We start from the raw sequence: 16,895 nt of genomic DNA on the forward strand, positions 1-16,895 counted from the left end.
CTCTAGCTCCCGGCTTCCCTTTTTAATAAAAATTGATACACTTCATCACCCGCTAAATCCCACTCTACTTTGCTTTCTGGAATCTGAGCAAGCGGGGTGGTTAGCAGTGGATGGTCTACTGAAACGTTATTGAGTCCCTCGGCCTGTCTCATATTTTGGATGAGCCGGATTTCATAAGGGATGTAATTCAAGCATAGAATTTCTGCGAATTTATGGGGAAGATCCAGTGAGCTGTGGATATGGTAATCGCTGATTTCACTCATCAGGCTGCTCAGCAGCTCTTCATCGGTGGTGTAGCAATGGTCGAGAACTCTCCGGTACACATGCTGCTCCGGCAGCACCGAATACAGCTTCTGATTGATCTGCTCCGTGACGAATAAGTCATGTAACAACGCCATGAACAAATGATGTGTCTCGTTGCGGGTATAGCGCTGCGCATCCTCTTCAAAAATCATCTGGAAATAATCCCTGGCCAATTGTGCCAGCTCCTTCATATCCCATAGCAAGGCCAGCCCTATAATACTGCCTATCGTTCTTGAAGAGACCTCTTTATATTTGAACAGCCTCCGCAGAATATGCTTCTCCCAATACAGAAACCGGGTAACATACTTCCATCCTTCCTGTTCCCCGTTCAGAATCAGGCTTTTCGGATAATCTCCGCCATGTACACCAATTCCAAGCGTCAGGTTTCTGGCGATGGTCTCTTTGTATCCGTCTTTGATATCGTCCTGGATACTTTCCTTAATTAACGTATACCATTCTCTGAGTTCATCTTCGGATACGGTTCTCTTCTGGAGGGTACGAATCTCTTTGTTGAACGCATTTATTAATTTGCTGTGCTCCATCTGCTCACTCCCTGTAAAAGATCGTTAATCCAGGCGGCCCTTACGGGTGCCGGATTTGTCATCAAGGATGGAATTCAGTACAATGATCAGCATCGGAAGGTACTACCATAGATTATGATATACAGAAGGTGACACCGCAATGGAAAGTGGAGATTTGAGGATTTTTCAGGCTGTGGCCCGGGAGGGTACGATTACGAAGGCTGCGCAAGCCTTGAACTATGTTCAGTCCAATGTGACCAGCCGGATTCAGTTCCTGGAGGCCGAGCTGAAGGTCCCGCTGTTCCACCGGTCCAACCGGGGAATGAAGCTAACGCCTGCGGGTGAGAACCTGCTGGAATACGCGAATGCCATACTGATGCTAATGGACGAGGCTGTCCAATCAACACAATACTCTGAGCACCCGGCCGGCCCGCTGCGGATTGGCTCCATTGAGACGACAGCGGTTATTCATCTGACGACGATGATCGCCGATTACCATTCCCGCTACCCCGATGTCCATCTGTCGCTCATCACGGGTGAAACGCATGACCTGCTGCACAAGGTGCTTGATCATAAATTAGATGGTGCTTTCGTCTATGGACCCATAGACCAGCCGGATATCGGGCATGTTGCGGCTTACGAGGAGGAGCTGGTGCTCATTGCTGAACCGGGGACAACTGAGTTGCATGAGTTGCTGCACAAGCCCATGCTGTTCTTCGACGTTGGCTGCACGCACCGGGTCAAAGCGGAGCGCTTCCTGCGCGAGAGCGGGATGCACTCGGTTCAGATCCGGGAATTCGGCACGCTTGAAATGATTCTGAACGGAGTATCTGCCGGACTCGGCGTATCGCTGCTGCCGAAGTCCTCGATCCGCAAGGCAGAAGAGCCCGGACGAATTATCTCCCACCACCTCCCCGAAGAATACCGGAAGCTAGAGGTATGGTTGATATACCGCTGCAACTCGGTGCTTTCCAGTGCAATGTCCAGGTTTGTGGAGATGGTGGGGCAGAGATAGATAATGATAAAAACCATATCCGGCCCACACGCCTCCGCCGCACCGAATGGGGTCGGTTTTTCGACCATATCCAATCAACACGCCTCTGCCGCACCGAATGTGATCGGTTTTTCGACCATATCCCCACACGCCTCTGCCGCACCGAATGTGGTCGGTTTTTCGACCATATCCGGCCCACACGCCTCTGCCGCACCTAATGTGGTCGGTTTTTCGACCATATCCGGCCCACACGCCTCCGCCGCACCGAATGGGGTCGGTTTTTCGACCATATCCGGCCCACGCGCCTCTGACGCACCGAATGTGGTCGGTTTTTCGACCATATCCAACCAACACGCCTCTGACGCACCTAATGTGATCGGTTTTTCGACCATATCCAACCAACACGCCTCTGCCGCACCGAATGTGGTCGGTTTTTCGACCATATCCGGCCCACATGCCTCTGCCGCACCGAATGTGATCGGTTTTTCGACCATATCCGGCCCACACGCCTCTGCCGCACCGAATGTGGTCGGTTTTTCGACCATATCCGGCCCACACGCCTCTGCCGCACCGAATGTGATCGGTTTTTCGACCATATCCGGCTGTTCGGTGAAATCAGCGAAGTCATTCCTATTACTGAACCAGAATATAGTCATCCTGCCGATGCTCCAAGACACTTACCCCCAACTTTATGCACAACTTATCCACATCGGACGAAAATCATAATCTCCTAATCAATAAAAAAGATCAGAACCTATTCCCTCAGGTTCTGATCTTCTCGCATCTTAGAGTCTATCTACTCGAATCCGATATCATCCAGGCCAGAAACTCCCCAAATGAATCGGCTACCTTCTCAACCTCTTCAAATTCAGGCTCAACTCCACGGACAATAGCCCCGCTGTCTGTCGTTAAGTCGATGGCGTAGAAGGAATATCCGTCCTTCACAGACATTACGATCGGCAAGTGATGATCCCACCAGGACGTAATCTCTGACTGCCAAGCTGGATCACCCGCTGCTGCCTCCACACTAAGCATTTCAAATTCATTCCACCGGAATTCGGTTTCCGCGCTATGATTAAACTCAGCCTCACAATTAAACCAGGTTTGCTCATCCGGTGCAACGCAGGTCTCAACTATCTTTAGAAATTCTAAATACTCATCGGGTAGTCCTTGATATCGGGAAGTAATCCCGCTATCTAAATGTAGCTGAGAACCGGATTTCCTCTTTATCTCCCAGCCCTGCTCCTCCGCCCAAGTCATAAATTCCCTGATAAGAGCTTTTCCTTTTCCACTATTCGTGTCCAAAAGATACACCTGCCCATCCGCTTAAGAAATGGAAACTCCTACACTAATATACCATTTCCGCAGGTCACTTATTTCAAAAATCCGCTAGAATCATTCCTTTACCTTGATCTGCTCCGTTGCATCCCTTCCCTCCCACTGCTTACCGTTAGCCACATGGTATTCTCTTTCCGTGGAACCGTCTGTTTTAGTAAGGCTGATGGCAAATACCTGACCTTCTTCGATCAGCATCGGATATTGATCATATGGAAGAACATTACCCGTCTGTGTCAGCTTGCTGGCATCTTCGTAAGCATCTTCTAATCGCCAAAACTCCCAGTAAACATAATCCCTGAATCCACTCATGTCCTGCTTCCCGTAATACGATGCTGCATACTTCTTACCCTGCATAGTGATTTCTTCTACTCTGAGCGGTTCAATATCCTTCACCATCCAGCTAATATCCTCGGAGTGCAGGTTGCCTCCATAGTGCTTATGTAATTGATTGGCCATGCAAGGAACAGACTTGGTAAAAAGATCCATTTCATTGACTCCGGTATGCGCTGCCCCGTAAATGCCCATGATGCTCTCGTTGCCCAGCTTTTCAAATTCTCGGATGAAATTCTCCGTCATCTTATTTTCCCGGTATACACCATCATAACTGCTGTAATATCTCTGCCCTTGTTGAATCGCCTCGGCAGTTAAGGTGTACATCTCCGATCCGGTCAAATCGTTGGCCTTAAGATAAGACAAGAACCGCTCGCCGGTAGTATCAGGTCCATGCCCAATATCTGTTCCGTGGAAAATAGTATCAGGACATCCGCTTTTTATTGTTCGAAAAAAAGTCTTCGTATAAGGAACGTGACCCTGAGTCCCTTCCCAATCCTGATAAAGCTCCTCCAAAATGTCGTCATTGTCCGCCTTCATCCACAGATTCAAGAATTCCGCAGCGAAATAGGACTGTTCCACGAACAAGTGTCTCATACCCTTATTGTGGTAATAGTCAGACCAGGCTTCATATTCCTTGTCCATAATCTTGGCAACCCCATGGGATTCGCCATACAGATAAATCTGGCCAGTCGCTTTGGTCGTTAGCGGGGTTGCAGCAGGCGTTGCCTGGGCCAATTGGGCAGGAGGTGCCGATGGACTGGCTGGTTGTGCAGACGGACTTGCTGTTTCACCCGCAGAAGAGTTGCCGCTGCAGGCTGCCAGGCTGCTGATCAGAAGGATAGACATTAGGGCAAGCAGCAGAGGACGAGCATACCTCATTCGCGCCTGAGCCGCTACGCCGCCATATGTATTGGAACTTTTTACATCCATAAGGAATATCACCCTTTCATCATCAACTTCTACAAGTTAATCACAAATTATGGATGTCCTCAGTGCTGTATATCATGGGTAGAGTTACAATGCTCTTCTTCTATGGAAATCAGTAAAGCACCTACCCTATGAAGCAGCAGGTGCTTGGCAGCGATTAAGACTTCCGCACAGGCCGGACATACTTGAAGTACCGATCCGGGTTGAAATAGAAGTAGATGATCCGGCCGGGAGTGAGGTCGAAGCAGTAGCCAGTGCCTGTATAGTCAAAAGTGGCCATCGCCTGCTCCATCCGTTCCTCGACACTGCGATTCTCCTGCTCATAATCGAATGGCCCGTGCTCGAATACGATATACTCGGCCTCGGGGACATCCGCCATCAGCATCTGCGCGGGGACTTCACCTTCATACTCATAAGGGAGACGCACACCGTAACACTCTGTACGCGGAAATCCCCAATCGCAGAGCCTGCCGTCCGGGTCATTCATATACGCCATAATCTGGCCGTTGCCGCTGTTCGTATCGCTTCCGCCATCATCATCCAGTTTCCCCTTGATACTGTCCAGCAAGCCGCTGATGGTCTCGCAGTCCTGCCCTGGAATCAGGCTCTGCTTCTGCCAGAAATCCCAGTACCCGTTGCTCTCGTAGTTCTTAATGTGCAGGAATTTGTGCGCGGGAATGGTGACGAAATAAATCTTAACCTCTTCTGTAGATTTGATCATGCCAACCTCTCCTAGTCCGAAAAAGTAGCGGTCAAACGGGTTGATTTTGGTCCGCAGGACGACAGGGTACGGGTGCCTCCGGTACTCGCTTGGGGCCACACCATAGGTCACCTTGAACGCGCGCGTAAAAGCTTCATGGGAGGAGAATCCATAGTCGAGCGCAATATCCAGAATGCTTTTTCCGCTGTCCCGCACCTCCTTCAGTGCAAAAGCCAGCTTCCGGTGGCGAAGATAATCCCTAAGCTGCATCCCGGATATCTCTTTGAACTTCCTCGTCGTATGAAACTCCGAATAACCCAGCTTGTCAGCAAGAGATTGCAGCGTTATGGCCTCACTGTTATGCTGCTTAATGCTTTGGTCCATATCATCGACAATGGTCTGGATCTGCCTGTGCCACTCGTACACCGTCCGCTCACCCCCTCGTTCCAACCGCTCTATGTTCATTCTAGAATACTGGAAAAGGCATTTCTTGATTCTACTTGCGGCATGGGATCAGCCTCATCTCTGTAAGATGATCCAGATTGATCTCGATCCTCAGCTCATCATGCTCATTCATCGCGATTAATGTCCGGTCTTCAATACTTAATTGCTTGATAGGATTGGTGACATCCGAGAAAATAGCCCAAACCATATTGCCGTCCGCACCGGTGCAGGCAATGAAGCCCTCATTCCCCATCTGCCCGTCCCCGCCGTAGATTGTACCGCCCTCATAATCCAGACTCATCCATGCATCAACAATGGTCCAAGGATCATCGTTATACTTCACAATGCTCTCAATCGTTGTGTCACACAAGGGGGAACAGGTCATTGTACGCTGACGGGTATTGGGGTCGTAAAAGATCTCAATATTCAGAATCGTAATGCTGCCATCTGCCCAAGCAATACAATTGATCCCGGGCAGCTCACACTCCTCCGTCCAATGCTTCAGAATTAAGTTACTCATGGCTCTATCCTTCCGTTTCACTGATTTTCTGTCTCCTATACCATTTCTGTTAACCGCCCCGTTTTCCCTTCTCAAGGGTAAAAGACCATCCTAGTTAATCAAGTGATTTCAGTCCATAAATGCGGTAAGGGATGAGGCTGTATCTGTAGCGAAAAAACAGGGGTAAGTGTATTCTGTGCAACTAAAAACAGTGAAACGGAAGTCCATCTTCTTCTAATTGTAGTCTGTACAACTAAATTTGCCTGGATGGGCAAAAATCCAGAACTAGAGGCATTTTAATTGCACGAAATACATCTAAAAAGAGATTTGGCGGCACATCCGGCGATTTAGTTGTACAAATTGCAATTAGGACTACCCCTACTAGGTCCGATTTATGTACAAAAAAGCTGGAGGCGCTCAAGGGGCCTCCCAGCTTTTTTAGTTTCTATTTCGCTTTTGCCCCAAGAGTCTCCAGCATACGCTGCAGCCGCTCACTTGTCTCTGTTGAAGCTGTGTAGATCATCACCTTCAGGTCCGGATTACCCGGAGGCTGCAGGGTCACATGCTCAAACTCCATCTCGCCGATCCGGGGATCATATCTCTGTTTGTGGTGGTCTGCTATAGCCTGAACCTCATGAAGCGGCCAGATCTCGCGAAAGAGCTGACTGTTCTGCATGAACTCTTCGATGAGCTGCTTAAACCCCGCATCATCAGGGAAGCGCGCGTAATCCGCACGGAACTGGGCAATCAGGACTTTGGCTCCAGTTCCCCAACCCTCTACGGATGGCCCCAGCCCTGTCAAAAGATATCTGACCCAGTTGATTCTCTCCGGCACCGCATCCGCACACGAAGGTAACCGGAACACAAGCTCAGCCGCCTGATTCCACATCAGCATATCCCAATATCTCCCCAGCACAAATGCCGGATGCGGACCTAGCGCCTGGATCATCCGTTCAATGCCCGCAGGAATGTGCAGATCCGCTTCCCTGTCCTGTTGTACCGGTCTGGCAAGAAGATGCAGATGCTGGCGTTCATCCTCTGTTAACCGCAAGGCTCTGGCAATATTATTAAGCACTTCCTCCGATGGATTGACGTTCCGGCCTTGCTCCAGGGAGGTGTACCACGAGGTTCCGATATGGGCAAGCTGGGCCACTTCTTCCCGGCGCAGCCCTGTAATCCGCCGCCGCCCATAAGATTTCAGCCCCACATCCTCCGGCGTAAGGCGTTCCCGGCGCGTACGCAGAAATTCACCCAATGATATTTTGGAAGAAACGTTCTCCATAGAATAGAATCGCCTCCTTATCCTGACACTCCCAATCATACGATAAAGGCAGGAAGGATGCTATTCGCGCGTCCCATTATACTCCTCCTATGACTTAACAACTTAGGAGGATCTGAGGATGAAGATTTTTGTAACTGGAGCAACAGGTAAGGTAGGAAGCCGTCTGGTTCCGCGTCTGCTCCAGCGCGGCCATCAGGTTAAACTCTTGGTCAGGGATACTGCCAGGGTGGAGGAGCTTCGCCAGCAAGGGGCTGAATGCGTAGAAGGCGATCTTCTGCAGCCGGAAGGATATCTTGAGGCACTGCGGGACATTGGCGTTGTGGTTCACTTAGCCGCCCAGTTCCGCGGCGTGGATGAGCAGACCACCCGAATAGCCAATATTGACGGTGCTGTGGCTTTGGCCCGTGCAGCGCTGGATGCGGATGTGCCAAGGTACGTATTCGCAAGCACCAACCACGTCTACGGACCGGGAGGTCATTCGCGGCCCAGCCGGGAGGAGGATGGCCTCCGGCCTGCTTTTGCCTATCCCCAGAGTAAGGCGGAAGCTGAAGCGGCGCTGCTGGCACTTCACCGTGAACAGGGCTTAGGGCTGCGTATTGTACGTTTTCCCTTCGTCTACGGTGAGCGCGACCCCCATATCGCGGAGGTACTGCCTTATTTCAGCCAATGGAATCCGGCCAGACGCATCCATATGGCCCATCATGCGGATATCAGCCAGGCACTGATGCTCGCCGCCTTCACGCCGGGCATCGACGGACGCATCTATAATGTGGCTGATGATGCACCGATCTCCGTGGCCGAGATGCTTCAGCTTCATCAGGCCGAACCCGCGCCTGAAGCTCTGCAGCAGCCATATGATCCATGGGACATGATTGTCGATACCTCGCGGATCAGAGACGAACTGCATTACCGCCCGATCTATCCGACGTTCTATACGGCAAGAGATGCAGGAGCGTTATGATCTAACCCGCCTGCACCTCTGTTATTACCTGCCAGCAAACCGTTTCATTGCATCCTCCGTCACCGGCTGAAAAAGGTTCACCAGGTTGCCGTCGGGATCACGGAACAGCATCGAGCGGTTCCCCCACGGCATCGTGGTTGGCTCCTGTACCCAATCCTCAACAGCTGGCTTCAAGCGTGCATACTCCGCTTCAACATCGTCAACGCGGAACTCCATAATAACCGTGCGGTTACTTCCCGCCACTACAGCATCTGCGCCGAATAGCTGTGCTGTCTTGGAGTGGCCGATGGCCAGAGTACATGTGGGCATAACGAATTCCGCAAATACCGGAGCGGGCCGCTCTGCCGTCACCCCTGTCACTTGCTCATAGAACTCAACCAGACGATCGATGTCGTCAGTAATGATGCGTATCGAAGCGAAATTCATAAGTGTTCATCCTCTCTTGAATGTGTACATGTCTAATGATAAAAAAACGCTACTGACAACGTTATGTCAGTAGCGTTTTTAGTGTAGACGAAAAACCGATCACATTCAGCTGGCGCAAGGCAATCGGGCCGAATCAGTAGCGCCTGCATGTCCTGTCTCTGTACCCTTAGCCTATTCTAAGGGCAATATTCCCGAGCTGCTCCGCGCGTTCCATCCGCTGAAGTGCAAGCGGAGTCTCCGCTAAGGAATACACGCTATCCATGATAGGGTGTATCTGATGCTGCTCCATGAACCGAAGCATCGCGGTGAACTCTTCATGGCTGCCCATGGATGTTCCAAGCACCTGAAGCTGCGGGAAGAATATCGCTCTGGCCGGAATGGTGAGATCATCGCCTGAGCTTGCGCCGAACATGACGATTCTCCCGCCCGGCTTGATGACCTCGAAGTATTGCTCGAATGTCGCAGGACCCACGCTATCCAGGATCAGGTCTACAGGGTTGCTCTGAAGCTCCTCCCGCCAACGGCTGTTGCTGTCTATAACCCGTGTAACCGGTAATTGTAGAGCTTGCGCACGCTTCGCTTCACTTCTGGACGTGACCGTAACCTGCGCCCCAGCCGCTGCCGCCATTAGAGCAGCAAACGTAGCCACTCCGCCGCCAATGCCCGGAATCAGCACATGGTCGCCCCGCTTCAGGCCCCCTCTAGTGAATAACGCCCGATACGCAGTAAGTGCCGCTAGGGGTAACACACCCGCCTCTTCCCAGGACAGATACGCTGGCTTAGGCACAACATTCTGCTCAGGCACAATCACATATTCCGCAAAAGTCCCGTCTGCAGGGTAACCCAATATGTCAGGAACCACAGGTACCTCATCCGCCCGATTCCATCCGAGACATGGATTAATGATGACTTCCATTCCCTGAGATAATCCACTTACCCCTTCACCCGTCTCTTCAATAACGCCAGCCCCGTCTGAACCAAGCACGCAAGGATGAATCGGACCAGACGCACCTTCTGTAGCAGAAGCAGCAGCGATAATGAACAAATCCCGGTGATTGAGTCCTGCTGTCTGTAGCCTTACCTTGACCTGCCTCTGTTCAGGACGCTTGTCCGGATGATCCGTATATTTCAGACCCTGCGGTCCAAGTGTAATTGCCTTCATCTTCATATCCTCCTGTTACGCTGTAGTGGCTTCATACAAAGTGTAGGCTGTTACAGCGGTTAGGTAAAATGATTAGAAGAGAAGGTGAGTATCATTAATAATGATAGCTGTAGTAATCCATCCAGCGTGGTCAAGGGACGGGGCTTAACCTCCCTGCAACAGCCGGAATCGGCCGGCAGCAATGATGACCGCCAGTACTATAAAGATGATGTTGATCCACACATTCGGTTCGCCCCGCAATAGATGGAAGACCAGACCGGAGCCTGCGGCAGCAGCCAGACCCATAGCGGCGAGCGGGGTAAGCTGCGGCTGGATGCGAAGAGCCAGCGGCAAAATTAACCCTAAGACCCCCAGCAGCTCAGCGATGCCGATTCCCATAACCAGCCCCTGCGGCACATCATTCACCCAGCTCCAGGCCGCGCGGGCCGAGTCCAACTGAAATGCCTTCAGCCAACCCGAATACAAGAACCCCGCACCTAGAACAATCTGTAAGACCCATAACACGATATTCATATACAATGTCACTCCTTCTCATATGTTTACGCAAGCCGCATCCGGGTCCCCTCCACCCGGGCAGGCGGTTCTTCTTGCGCTACAGAAACCTTAGCTGCATAATAATATGAAGGGTTTCCCATGAGAAGTAGACACTTTAATTAAACCTAGTTACTTCAAAGATACCTTACGTGAATCAAGGGGGCAGCGATATGACCTACTGCAAATTCGAATCCGCATTAGAAATCTTCGTGGGGAAATGGAAGCCTGTCATTCTGCTGCGCCTGTTCAATAACGGAGCTATGAGATTCAGCGAATTACAGCGGGCCATTCCTGAGATCACCAAAAAAATGCTCACACAGCAGTTGCGTGAGCTGGAATACCATAATATTGTCCACCGTGAGATTTACCACCAAATCCCGCCGAAGGTGGAATACTCCATCACGGAATACGGGCGAAGCCTGTCAGGCATTATGCAGGCCATGAATGATTGGGGAGTCAACCACATCGAGCATCTGAACCAGTTATACAGCGCAGAACGTATCGGCGAACTGGAGTCTGACTAGCGCCGCGGATCAATAATGGAATGCTCGATCTCTTCGATGTAGGAATCAAAGGCCTCCACGCCTTCACTTAAGATTAATGCGGCCTCCTGCGCCGTGACTGGTAGCGCCCATAGGATCTCAACCCTCTCGCTCCCGACCTGAATCTCCTCCAGCTCTTCACTTTCTCCCCTCAGCTCATCCAGCAACAGGGCAGTAGTTGTCCAGTTAGCCGGGGCCAGCGGACTCTCTTCCATCACTCTAGGTATCCGTGAATCACCTGCACCCTCTATATGATGGGCGATAAGATCACAGAGATAGGTAAATATCCGGTCCACAGGCTCTCCGCCCAAGTCAGAGGTTAGAGCCATCATCCACTCCGTACCCACAGCTTGTCCATTCGGGCGGTGAGCCGCGGATAACCCAACTGTTGCGAACCTCGCCACCCTAGTCTCGTCCACAGCCGGAAAATAGTAAACCTCAACATGGACGGCTGTATCGGGCTTGCTTAAGATGATCCGGCATTCCGGCATCTGCCAATCCCGCATGTATGCACCTAAGATCACTGTTCTGCGGATATCGAAGGAGAACTCCCTCTCTTTGCTTGATTCCATAAAGATAGCAATCACCTACCTTCTTTTGATTAAGCTATGGCTACTAAAGTAAGTATCTGTTTCACAAAGTTATCAATCACTACCCTATCCGGACGGGACTTCAGGAACACCGTAAGTCCTATTAACGAAATGACCAGCGTCTGCGCCAGATTCTTGGCATTTATCCCTGCATCCAGCTCCCCTGACTGTATACCCCGTTCAAGCGTTTCCTGGAAAATCACCGAGAGATACATCTGATGTTCCCTGGTCAGGATCTCAAATTTCTCATCATGGGGAGCCAGTTCCACCATTGAATTAATACAGAAGCACCCCGTGCTCGGGCTTTTCTCATATTCTTTGGACACCACATCTTCAAAAAAAATACGGAATGCCTCTTTCACCGAAGAATGCTTGTGCAGACTGCCCCGGACATAGGCGGCATGGGAACTCGTATATTTTCGCAGGGCAGCTTCAAATAATCCCTTTTTATCTCCAAAGGCAGAGTATAGGCTTGGACGCTGAATGCCCATTCTTGCGGTTAAGTCGCTTAAGGAGGCCGCTTCGAACCCTTTTTCCCAAAATACATGCATAGCTGCCTCTAGCGCCCTATCCTGATCAAATTCACGCGGTCGGGCCATAGAACTCCCTCATTTCATATCGAATGGTATATTACGATTGTATTTGCCGCAGATCCTCCTGTCAATCAGAGTGAACATACACAGTTACTCCTTGACAATTAATTTTGGTTAGCGGTATATTTATCAGGAATTATTTCATACCGATCAGTATGTTATTATATCCATATATCGAAGGAGGCGTTATGTTTGGCGGGCTTTGTGAAAGAACCGAAATTTAATGACGTAGCAGCAGAACCAGTATCTGCATCTTTAATGACCCGTAAGGTTGCGCTCTTATTTGCCATCACCTGCGGACTGGCGGTAGCCAACATTTATTACGCCCAGCCCTTACTGGACGCGATCTCCAGCGAATTCGGGATTACGCATTCTTCCGTCGGCATCGTGATTACAGTGACTCAGATTTGTTACGCCATCGGACTACTGTTGCTGGTGCCGCTGGGTGATCTGCTGGGTCGGCGCTGGCTGATTACCGGACAGATGCTGGTATCCGTGCTGGCTTTGGTTGTTGTGGGCACTGCCCCCACCAGCATGGTGTTATTCATAGGTATAGCTACGGTCGGACTGCTTGCAGTAGTGACACAGACGCTTGTTGCATTCGCAGCCACCTTGGCTGCCCCGGCTGAACGCGGGCGCACGGTCGGTGTGGTGACCAGCGGAATTGTCATTGGTATTCTACTGGCGCGGACATTCGCCGGCGCGTTAACGGATCTGGCCGGTTGGCGTTCGGTCTACCTTGTCTCCGCAGGACTCACGTTAATCATGGCAGGTGTATTGTTCAGGGTCCTGCCGCAGTCTGAGCCCCGGAGAGAATCCTTATCCTATCCGCAGCTTCTCCGTTCACTGTTCACGCTATTCGCACAAGAACGGCTGCTGCGAATCCGTGCTGTGTTATGCCTGCTGATTTTCGCCGCATTCAGTATCTTGTGGACTTCCCTGGTGCTGCCGCTCAGCGCTCCGCCGCTGTCCCTGTCACATACCGCGATTGGAGCGTTTGGTCTCGCCGGAGTTACCGGGGCGTTAGCAGCAGCGCGGGCAGGCCGTCTGGCCGATCGGGGTTTGGGGCAAAAGACCACCGGCGTGGCATTGACTCTGCTGCTTCTTTCATGGCTGCCAATCAGTTATACTCCGCATTCGCTGCTCGCGTTAATCATTGGGATTATCCTTCTTGACCTGGCCGTACAAGCCGTACACGTCACCAACCAGAGCATGATCCTTCATCTGCGCCCGGAAGCCCGCAGCAGGCTTACTGCCGGTTACATGGTCTTCTATTCGATTGGCAGCGCCACCGGATCGATTGCTTCGACCAGTATGTATGCATACTGGGGCTGGAACGGAGTGTGTCTGCTCGGTGCAATGGTCAGTGCTCTGGCTCTGATATTCTGGGCGTTAACCCGTCATATGAAATGAACAATCTAACGGCTTCATATTCCCTTAGTGAGGTTTGTCAAAATCTTAAATTTCCATTATTGTTATCCTTATCTTACATTTGACGTTATGGATGCAGAAATGGAGGCCCGAAATTTCTTGAGACCACGCTTGTTAACACGTTCCTTCTATTATCTCTGGACGACCCAGACGGCGGCGAATGCTGCCGATGTCTTGTATATTATGGCCCTGACAGTGCTGGTGCTGGACCGGACGGATTCCCTTGTCTCGGCGGCCCTGATGCCGCTGATGCGCAGCTCGGCCCAGATGGTGAGCGGCTTCATTGCGCCGCTGCTCATCAACCGGATCAAGCTGCCCTCACTGCTGCTGATCTCACAGACAGGCCAGTTCCTGCTGTTTGTGCTGCTGGCTCTGTATCTGCAGCTTAACGGCGCGGCTGCTTCACTCACACTTGTCTTTGCTCTGGTCTTCGTCATGTCCTTCCTCGATGGCTGGACCGTTCCAGCCCGTAATGCGCTGGTGCCGCGGCTTGTAACGCGGGAGGAAGGGCTGCTTCAAGCCAACGGTCTGATCAGCGTCAGCGATCAGGTCGTGCAGTTTGCGGGCTGGGGACTGAGCGGCCTATTGGTCGCATTCCTTGGGCCCAGCCCGGCGCTGCTGCTGACAGCGGCCATCTATGGGCTGGCGGCCGCATTTACGCTTGGCGTGAGAGAACCAGCAGAAGCAATGGCTCAGATGCAGGGGCAGCCGGCGGGCTTGGAGCCGGTACCCCCATCCGCTTCGAAGTGGAAGACCTTGACCGAAGGCTGGCAAGTCATCTGGCGTATGCCCCGCCTGCGGATGCTGACCTTCATGGACATCATCGACATGCTTGGAGGCTCGGTCTGGGTCGGTGCGTTCACGCTGGCCTTCGTCCAGGTGGCGCTGAAGCAAGGCGAAGAATGGTGGGGCTTCATTAACGCAGCCTATTTCGCAGGAACGGTCGGCGGCGGGCTGCTGGTCCTGTCGGCAGCGCGTCTCATCGGCAACCGTTATCTGGGGGCGATGCTCATCGGTATGGCGGGCTATGGCCTGCTCACCATGGTGTATGCTCTGAATACCCAGCCGTATATAGCACTGGTCCTTGTCCTGCTGATGGGACCGTTCGCGGAGCTGTCGGTGATTAACCGGCGTACCCTCATCCAGCGCAGCACCAGTAAGCAGATGCTGCCCAAGGTGCTGTCGGCGCAAGCCTCGCTGCTGCATCTGGTGTTCTGCATCTCGCTGCTGGTCATGGCGGGACTGGCCGAACGGTTCGGGATCGTCAACCTGTATCTGCTGGCGGCGGTTTTGACATCGCTGGCTTTGGTGGTCGGCTTGCTCGGCCGCCGGGCATTCAGGGACGAACCTGAGTCATCAGCAGCCAGCCGCTCAAGCCTTTAATTGTATATCTGTCTGGTATGAAATATCATACAATTAGGCTCATGGATGATTAGAAGGAGAGATTTGGGATGCAGCATAATGACTCTGTGGTAGATGAACAAGTATGAGCGAATTCCTGAAATTAATGAAGGATGCAAGGTTCAGAAGAACCATGCGGATGATTTTCAAGTTCGCCTGGGATTTCTGGTGGCTGGGCAAGCTGAAGGTTGTGATGTCAAGGCGGCGCTTTGCAGCGAAGCAACGGGCCTTATACCGCAAGCAGGCAGCGTATTTCACGACAACCGCCATGGATATGGGCGGGCTAATTATCAAGCTTGGGCAGCATGTGAGTGCGCAGGTGGATATGCTGCCGAAGGAAGTTATTGAAGAATTGTCCAAGCTGCAGGATTCTGTAGAATTCGTAGATTTCTCCGAGATCGAGCAGAAGGTAGAGCGTGAACTCGGGGTATCCATCAGCAAGATGTATGCTGAGTTCAACGAGACTCCTATTGCAGCAGCATCCTTCGGACAGGTCCACCGGGCCACCTTACGGACAGGTGAGCAAGTCGCCGTGAAGGTGATGCGGCCTGGGGTGGAGGACATTATCGCGATTGATTGGAAATCCATTCAGGTCGCTATTTCGTTATTGAAGCGCCAGAAGATGATTACAGACTTCATGGACCTTGATGCCGTGTATGATGAGTTTCATGACACCATTATGGAGGAGCTCGACTATCAGCAAGAAGGGCGTAATGCCGAAGAGTTCAAGCAGCAGCTAGCCCACCGGAAGGATGTCGTGATTCCGCACATCCATTGGTCCTGTACTACATCGCAGGTGCTGACCATGGAGTTTATGGAAGGTGTCAAAATCAATGATTTCGCCAAGCTCGAGGCTTGGGGGGTAGACCGGACCCAACTGGCAACATCGCTGATCGAAATGTTCGTGGAACAGATTTTATTGAATGGCTTGTTTCACGCAGACCCGCACCCGGGCAATGTGCTCGTGCAGCCTGACGGCACCATCGCCTTGATTGATTTTGGAATGGTCGGGCGGATCGCCCGTGATATGAAGACCCAGATGGTAGCCCTTCTGCTGGCCGTATATTTAAAAGACGCCCACGGTGCCATCGATGCCCTGAACCGGTTGAGATTTTTAAGACGCAATGTAGATCTGGAGGTCTTCTCCAGGAATCTTACGTTATTATTCGAACAAATCAACGGCGATACGTTCGATCTGAGTTTTGTGACATCAGGCGACAATGTGGAAGAACTGCGTAATTTCCTTTACTCCCAGCCTTTTCAATTACCTGCCAATACCACATTCCTGGGCAAAGCCATAGGCACCGTGTACGGACTCTGTACCGGACTGGACCCGGATCTTGATCTGGTCGGGACGGTTAAGCCTTATGTGGAACAGGTGGTGCGGAGGGATCTGCGGGGAAGTGTCATCTCCAAAGTTGTAGAGGATGGCAAGAATATGCTCAAAGACATCCTTCCAACGACCAAGAAGTTCATGTCTGCAATCGATAAAATGGATAGCGGAGGCTTAAGGGTCAAGCTGGCGAGCTCCCTCGAGCAAAAATTAATCGAGACGCAGAATAAAAATACACAGCGGTTGATTGCCACCATCATTGGCGCAGTATTACTTCTGGCCGGGGTCAACCTGTGGAATGAAGTGAATCCCATCGTCTCTTATGTACTCGGCACCCTGGGCCTGCTCGTTATGCTGAGCCAACTCCGAACGAGACAAGGCCGCCGGGACGAAAGACATGCCAGACAAATCAACGCTATGCGTGAACGTAGCCGCTTGGAGAAGCCGAAGTCTAAATCACGTGGATAACGAAATGTGGATAACATTAACGCTGCGTACGAAACTAAACTGTACAAGTGGAAACGGTACCGTCCTTTTAAAGGACGGTACCGTTTCGGCTTCATCCTTCCGGCCGATCTCAT

At 51.6% G+C, this 16,895-nt stretch carries 18 protein-coding genes; 6 read left to right on the top strand and 12 right to left on the bottom strand.

From position 1 onward, the window contains the following. Window positions 1-2: 2 nt before the first annotated feature. A complete protein-coding gene (locus C173_RS04975; RefSeq protein ID WP_036722951.1) occupies window positions 3-845 on the bottom strand; it encodes a hypothetical protein in 843 nt (280 codons plus the stop codon). Between the two features lie 139 nt (window positions 846-984). On the opposite strand from C173_RS04975, the gene C173_RS04980 reads away from it, so the two are divergent. Then, window positions 985-1,839, top strand: a complete 855-nt coding sequence (locus tag C173_RS04980) for a LysR family transcriptional regulator (RefSeq protein WP_036722952.1) — start codon at window positions 985-987, stop codon at window positions 1,837-1,839. 74 nt (window positions 1,840-1,913) lie between these two features. On the opposite strand, the gene C173_RS04985 is transcribed toward C173_RS04980, so the two are convergent. From C173_RS04985 to C173_RS05010, 6 genes are all read right to left on the bottom strand, one after another. Then, the gene (locus C173_RS04985; protein ID WP_036722953.1) at window positions 1,914-2,474 is read right to left on the bottom strand and encodes a hypothetical protein; all 561 of its coding nucleotides are present in this window, start codon (window positions 2,472-2,474) and stop codon (window positions 1,914-1,916) included. 136 nt (window positions 2,475-2,610) lie between these two features. Continuing rightward, window positions 2,611-3,078, bottom strand: a complete 468-nt coding sequence (locus C173_RS04990) for an SMI1/KNR4 family protein (RefSeq protein WP_036723089.1) — start codon at window positions 3,076-3,078, stop codon at window positions 2,611-2,613. Window positions 3,079-3,213: 135 nt separating this feature from the next. Then, window positions 3,214-4,419: a hypothetical protein gene (locus C173_RS04995; RefSeq protein ID WP_235191777.1), complete on the bottom strand. Its 1,206-nt coding sequence runs from the start codon at window positions 4,417-4,419 to the stop codon at window positions 3,214-3,216. Window positions 4,420-4,573: 154 nt separating this feature from the next. Next, window positions 4,574-5,581 (bottom strand): helix-turn-helix transcriptional regulator, encoded by a 1,008-nt coding sequence (locus C173_RS05000; protein ID WP_235191778.1) that lies wholly within the window; start codon window positions 5,579-5,581, stop codon window positions 4,574-4,576. Window positions 5,582-5,612: 31 nt separating this feature from the next. After that, window positions 5,613-6,080 carry a hypothetical protein gene (locus tag C173_RS05005; protein WP_081751022.1) on the bottom strand — a complete coding sequence of 156 codons (468 nt, stop codon included), beginning with the start codon at window positions 6,078-6,080 and terminating at the stop codon, window positions 5,613-5,615. A gap of 424 nt (window positions 6,081-6,504) precedes the next feature. After that, entirely contained in the window at window positions 6,505-7,341 is an 837-nt protein-coding gene (locus C173_RS05010; RefSeq protein ID WP_036722956.1) for a helix-turn-helix transcriptional regulator, read from the bottom strand. Window positions 7,342-7,459: 118 nt separating this feature from the next. Between C173_RS05010 and C173_RS05015 the strand changes: the two genes are divergently transcribed. Then, window positions 7,460-8,302 (top strand): NAD-dependent epimerase/dehydratase family protein, encoded by an 843-nt coding sequence (locus C173_RS05015; RefSeq protein ID WP_036722958.1) that lies wholly within the window; start codon window positions 7,460-7,462, stop codon window positions 8,300-8,302. Between the two features lie 24 nt (window positions 8,303-8,326). On the opposite strand, the gene C173_RS05020 is transcribed toward C173_RS05015, so the two are convergent. The 3 genes from C173_RS05020 to C173_RS05030 form a co-directional block, all read right to left on the bottom strand. Then, window positions 8,327-8,728, bottom strand: a complete 402-nt coding sequence (locus C173_RS05020; RefSeq protein WP_036722960.1) for a VOC family protein — start codon at window positions 8,726-8,728, stop codon at window positions 8,327-8,329. Between the two features lie 166 nt (window positions 8,729-8,894). Continuing rightward, complete coding sequence (locus C173_RS05025; protein ID WP_036722962.1) at window positions 8,895-9,890, bottom strand: zinc-binding dehydrogenase; 996 nt, start codon at window positions 9,888-9,890, stop codon at window positions 8,895-8,897. A gap of 144 nt (window positions 9,891-10,034) precedes the next feature. Further along, on the bottom strand, window positions 10,035-10,403 hold the full coding sequence (locus C173_RS05030) for a DoxX family protein (protein ID WP_036722963.1): 369 nt from the start codon (window positions 10,401-10,403) through the stop codon (window positions 10,035-10,037). 191 nt (window positions 10,404-10,594) lie between these two features. Between C173_RS05030 and C173_RS05035 the strand changes: the two genes are divergently transcribed. After that, a complete protein-coding gene (locus C173_RS05035; protein WP_036722964.1) occupies window positions 10,595-10,948 on the top strand; it encodes a winged helix-turn-helix transcriptional regulator in 354 nt (117 codons plus the stop codon). Here the strand turns inward: C173_RS05035 and C173_RS05040 are convergent. Both C173_RS05040 and C173_RS05045 read right to left on the bottom strand, forming a co-directional pair. Further along, window positions 10,945-11,538 carry a suppressor of fused domain protein gene (locus tag C173_RS05040; protein WP_235191779.1) on the bottom strand — a complete coding sequence of 198 codons (594 nt, stop codon included), beginning with the start codon at window positions 11,536-11,538 and terminating at the stop codon, window positions 10,945-10,947. The two genes, C173_RS05035 and C173_RS05040, sit on opposite strands and share 4 nt — an antisense overlap. A gap of 29 nt (window positions 11,539-11,567) precedes the next feature. Continuing rightward, on the bottom strand, window positions 11,568-12,155 hold the full coding sequence (locus tag C173_RS05045; protein ID WP_036722965.1) for a TetR/AcrR family transcriptional regulator: 588 nt from the start codon (window positions 12,153-12,155) through the stop codon (window positions 11,568-11,570). Between the two features lie 252 nt (window positions 12,156-12,407). Between C173_RS05045 and C173_RS05050 the strand changes: the two genes are divergently transcribed. The 3 genes from C173_RS05050 (at window position 12,408) to C173_RS05060 (ending at window position 16,782) form a co-directional block, all read left to right on the top strand. Beyond that, window positions 12,408-13,562: an MFS transporter gene (locus C173_RS05050; RefSeq protein WP_081751023.1), complete on the top strand. Its 1,155-nt coding sequence runs from the start codon at window positions 12,408-12,410 to the stop codon at window positions 13,560-13,562. 117 nt (window positions 13,563-13,679) lie between these two features. Beyond that, the gene (locus tag C173_RS05055) at window positions 13,680-14,963 is read left to right on the top strand and encodes an MFS transporter (protein ID WP_235191780.1); all 1,284 of its coding nucleotides are present in this window, start codon (window positions 13,680-13,682) and stop codon (window positions 14,961-14,963) included. Between the two features lie 103 nt (window positions 14,964-15,066). Beyond that, entirely contained in the window at window positions 15,067-16,782 is a 1,716-nt protein-coding gene (locus tag C173_RS05060; protein WP_036722970.1) for an ABC1 kinase family protein, read from the top strand. Window positions 16,783-16,895: the final 113 nt, after the last annotated feature.

It is taken from the genome of Paenibacillus sp. FSL R7-277, from assembly GCF_000517965.1.
Lineage (GTDB): Bacteria > Bacillota > Bacilli > Paenibacillales > Paenibacillaceae > Paenibacillus_AQ > Paenibacillus_AQ silagei.